Origin of the sequence: Piscinibacter sp., from assembly GCF_050175855.1 — a bacterium.
Classification (GTDB): domain Bacteria; phylum Pseudomonadota; class Gammaproteobacteria; order Burkholderiales; family Burkholderiaceae_C; genus Piscinibacter.
The window spans coordinates 1-3,569 of the sequence record NZ_JBFXIO010000466.1 but is presented as its reverse complement, the minus strand read 5'-3'; the positions used below and the strand labels follow the sequence as shown (position 1 = coordinate 3,569).

The following is a 3,569-nucleotide window of genomic DNA, read 5'->3' as shown; positions in this document are numbered from 1 at the left end:
CGAGGTGCGGGTAGGTCGCCAGCAGCCGGGCTTGCAGGTGCGGTGGCAGGGGGTGCTGGCGCACCACCCGGCGGGCATGGAGGGTGCGCCACACACGGTGCAGCGCGATCAGCGCCGCCGCGAGGAACAGCACCAGGAACACATGGGATGCATTCCACTTCGTCATCGTCTTCTCCCTTCTTCTTGTTGTCGTCTTCTTCTTGTTGGTGACAACTCTGAGGGCCCTCGATGACGGTTTCGTGACGGCGTGGTCAGACCACCACGGGCTCCGGCTCGAGCCGGATGCCGAAGCGGCCGTAAACGCTCTCCTGGATGGCGCGCGCCAGCGTCATCACCTCGGAGCCGATCGCCCCGCCACGGTTGACCAGCACCAGCGCCTGGCGCTCGTACACCGCCGCCTGCCCGACCGCCTTGCCCTTCCAGCCGCAGGCGTCGATCATCCAGCCGGCGGCCAGCTTCACCGAGCCGTCGGGCATCGGGTAGTGCACGATCTCCGGGTCGCGGCCGATGATGTCGCGGCACTGCTCGGGCGTGACCAGCGGGTTCTTGAAGAAGCTGCCGGCGTTGCCGATCAGCGCCGGGTCGGGCAGCTTGGCACGACGGATCTCGCAGACCCAGTCGAACACCTGGCGGGCCGACGGATTGGAGACCCCCGCCTCGCGCATCTTGCGCTCGATGTCGAGGTAGCCGAGCACCGGCTGCCAGGGCCGCGGCAGGCGCAGGCGCACCCGCGTGATCAGCGTGCGGCCGGCCAGCGAATGCTTGAAGACGCTGTCGCGGTAGCCGAAGGCGCAGATCCCGGGCCCGAGCGTGACGCTGCGGCCGGTGACCAGGTCGACCGCGTCGAGCGACTCGAAGCGATCCTTCAGCTCCAGCCCGTAGGCGCCGATGTTCTGCACCGGTGCCGCGCCCACCGTGCCCGGGATCAGCGCCAGGTTCTCCAGCCCCGGCCAGCCCTGCGCCAGCGTCCAGTCGACCAGCGCATGCCAGCTCTCGCCGGCGCCGGCCTCGACGATCCAGGCGTCGGCGCGCTCCTCGACGAGGCGCATGCCCGCCACCTCGACCTTGAGCACCACCGCCGGCATGTCGCGGGTGAGGATGATGTTGCTGCCGCCGCCGAGGATGAATTTCGGCGCGCGGCCGAGTTCCGGGTGGTCGACCACGCGGCGAACGTCGGCATCGCTGTTGATCCGCACCAAGGATTGCGCAACCGCGGGCAATCCGAAGGTGTTGTACGGCTTCAGGCTGACGCCCGATTCGATTTGCATGCGAGAATTTTTGCATGCCCAGTTTCGACACCGTCATCGAGCCCAACCTGGTCGAGGTCCGCAACGCGGTCGACCAGTCCGCCAAGGAGATCGGCACCCGCTTCGACTTCAAGGGCACCTCGGCCGCGATCGAGCTGGCCGACAAGGCCATCACGCTGTTCGGCGATTCCGACTTCCAGATCGGGCAGGTCACCGACATCCTGCTGGCCAAGCTCACCAAGCGCGGCGTGGACATCCGCTTCGTCGACCGCAGTGCCAAGATCGAGAAGATCGGCGGCGACAAGGTCAAGCAGGTGCTCGCGGTCAAGAGCGGCGTCGACAGCGACACCGCCAAGAAGATCCAGGCCGCCGTCAAGCAGAGCAAGATGAAGGTGCAGGCAGCCATCCAGGGCGACACGGTGCGCGTTTCCGGCGCCAAGCGCGACGACCTGCAGCTGGCCATGCAGCTGATCCGCAAGACCGTGCCCGACGCCCCCGTGTCCTTCAACAACTTCCGCGACTGAGCATGCGTTTGCCCCTGACCGCCCTGCTGGGCCTGCTGCCGGCGCTGGCCTCGGCGCAGTCCGTCTCGATGAGCGGCAGCCTGGGCGACAAGGCCCTGCTCGTGATCGACGGCCAGCCGCGCACGGTGGCGGCCGGCGCCACGGTGGCCGGCGTCAAGGTGATCAGGGTGACCGGCAGCGAGACGGTGGTCGAGGTCGGTGGCAAGCGCCAGACCCTGCTGCTCGGCGGCGCGCAGGTCAACCTCGGCGGGGCGGCCAGCGCCGGCAGCGGCACGGAGATCCGGCTCGCCGCAGGCCCCGGCGGGCACTTCGTCACCGGTGGCTCGATCAACGGTCGAGCCGTGCGCTTCCTGGTCGACACGGGCGCGACCAACATCGCGATGAGCGAGGCCGTGGCACGCAGCATCGGCCTGGACTACACCAAGGGCGAGCGCGGCCTCACCAACACCGCCAACGGCCAGGTGGTGGCACATCGTGTCTCGCTGCGCGAGGTGCGCGTCGGCGACGTCGTCATCTACAACGTTGCCGCCACCGTGGTGCCGGCGCCGATGGAGATGGTCCTGCTGGGCAACAGCTTCCTGACGCGCTTCCAGATGCGGCGTGACGCCGACGTCATGGTGCTCGAGAAGCGCTACTGACCCTTCGCCTGCGGCGGCTTCGCGAAGACGAAGGCCAGCACCGCGGCCACGCCCACCGCCGCCAGCCCGAGCAGCAGCTCGCGGTAGCCCGGCAGCGCCAGCAGCAGCCAGGCGGTCATCAACGGTGCCGCGGCGCGGGACAGCAGCGCGATCGCGCTCATCGCCCCGCCGATGCGGCCGACGTGCTCGCGGCCGAAATACTCCGGCACGAGGTTGCCGCGCACGATGGTCACCAGCCCGTTGGCCAGGCCGAACAGCAGCGCGAACAGGATCAGCGACGCCGTGCCCTCGGCCAGCGCGAAGATCGCCAGTGCGGCCGGCATGCCTGCCAGCACGATCAGCCCCAGCGCGCGCACCGACACCCAGCGGCCGAAGACGAGGAAGGCGAAGCGCCCGGCCACCTGGGCCGGGCCGAACCACACCACCACGGCCAGCGCCGTGGCCTCGGGCAGGCCCTTGGCGGCGAAGGCCGGCATGATGTGCGCCCACAGCGCCGCCACCGCGAACGAATACAGCGTGAAGGTGGCGGTGAGCAGCCAGAACGAACGCTCGCGAAGCGCTTCGTGCAGCGTGGCGTCGTCGGCCGCGTCGTGCGCACGCTTCGGCGTGTCGGCGGTCGGCGTGCCCTTCAGCGCCCAGGCGTGCAGCGGCGCCACGCCGAGCAGCAGCAAGGCGCCGATGGCAGCGAGTGCACCGCGCCAGTCGAGCCAAGCCAGCAGTGCGGCGATGGCGGGGAACGACAGCGTGCTGGCGAATCCGCCCACCAGCGTCAGCGTGGTGATGCCCTCGCGGTACTGCGCCGGGAAGCGCTTGGTCAGCACGTTGAAGGCCGGCTCGTACAGCGTCATCGCCATCGCCGCGCCGAGCAGCGCCCAGGCGGCGTACAGCAGCGGCAGCGAGGCGGCCAGAGACCAGACGAGAAAGCCGACACCGGCCAGCGCCGCACCGAGCGTCATCACCGCTCGCCCGCGGCCGTGGTCGATGGCGGCGCCGGCGGCATAGGTGGTAGCGCCCCACACCGCCAGCCCGAGCGTGAAGGCTCCCATCATCGCGGGCTTGCTCCAGCCCATCGCCCGCTGCATCGGCAGCACGAAGGACGAGAAACCGTAGTACAGCGCCGCCCAGCACAGCAGCTGGCCGGCCGACAGCGCAGCCACGGT

4 protein-coding genes are annotated in these 3,569 nt (G+C 69.8%); 2 read left to right on the top strand and 2 right to left on the bottom strand.

The window, feature by feature from the left end; all coding sequences use genetic code 11:
- Positions 1-251: 251 nt before the first annotated feature.
- Positions 252-1,268 carry a UDP-N-acetylmuramate dehydrogenase gene (gene murB, locus AB7U92_RS23965; RefSeq protein ID WP_428582843.1) on the bottom strand — a complete coding sequence of 339 codons (1,017 nt, stop codon included), beginning with the start codon at positions 1,266-1,268 and terminating at the stop codon, positions 252-254.
- Positions 1,269-1,282: 14 nt separating this feature from the next.
- Here murB and AB7U92_RS23960 point away from each other — a divergent pair, with 14 nt between their 5' ends.
- Both AB7U92_RS23960 and AB7U92_RS23955 read left to right on the top strand, forming a co-directional pair.
- Positions 1,283-1,771, top strand: coding sequence for a YajQ family cyclic di-GMP-binding protein (locus tag AB7U92_RS23960; protein ID WP_428582841.1), 489 nt, complete (start codon positions 1,283-1,285; stop codon positions 1,769-1,771).
- Positions 1,772-1,773: 2 nt separating this feature from the next.
- On the top strand, positions 1,774-2,409 hold the full coding sequence (locus AB7U92_RS23955) for a retropepsin-like aspartic protease family protein (protein ID WP_428582839.1): 636 nt from the start codon (positions 1,774-1,776) through the stop codon (positions 2,407-2,409).
- Here AB7U92_RS23955 and AB7U92_RS23950 read toward each other — a convergent pair.
- On the bottom strand, positions 2,403-3,569 hold a 1,167-nt coding region (locus AB7U92_RS23950), incomplete at its 5' end, for an MFS transporter (protein ID WP_428582837.1). The two genes, AB7U92_RS23955 and AB7U92_RS23950, sit on opposite strands and share 7 nt — an antisense overlap.

What these genes read in the sequence shown, in the direction of transcription:
- AB7U92_RS23960 (WP_428582841.1), top strand. Translation starts at nt 1,283, where the DNA reads ATGCCCAGTTTCGACACCGTCATCGAGCCCAACCTGGTCGAGGTCCGC.
- murB (WP_428582843.1), bottom strand. Translation starts at nt 1,268, where the DNA reads ATGCAAATCGAATCGGGCGTCAGCCTGAAGCCGTACAACACCTTCGGA.
- AB7U92_RS23955 (WP_428582839.1), top strand. Translation starts at nt 1,774, where the DNA reads ATGCGTTTGCCCCTGACCGCCCTGCTGGGCCTGCTGCCGGCGCTGGCC.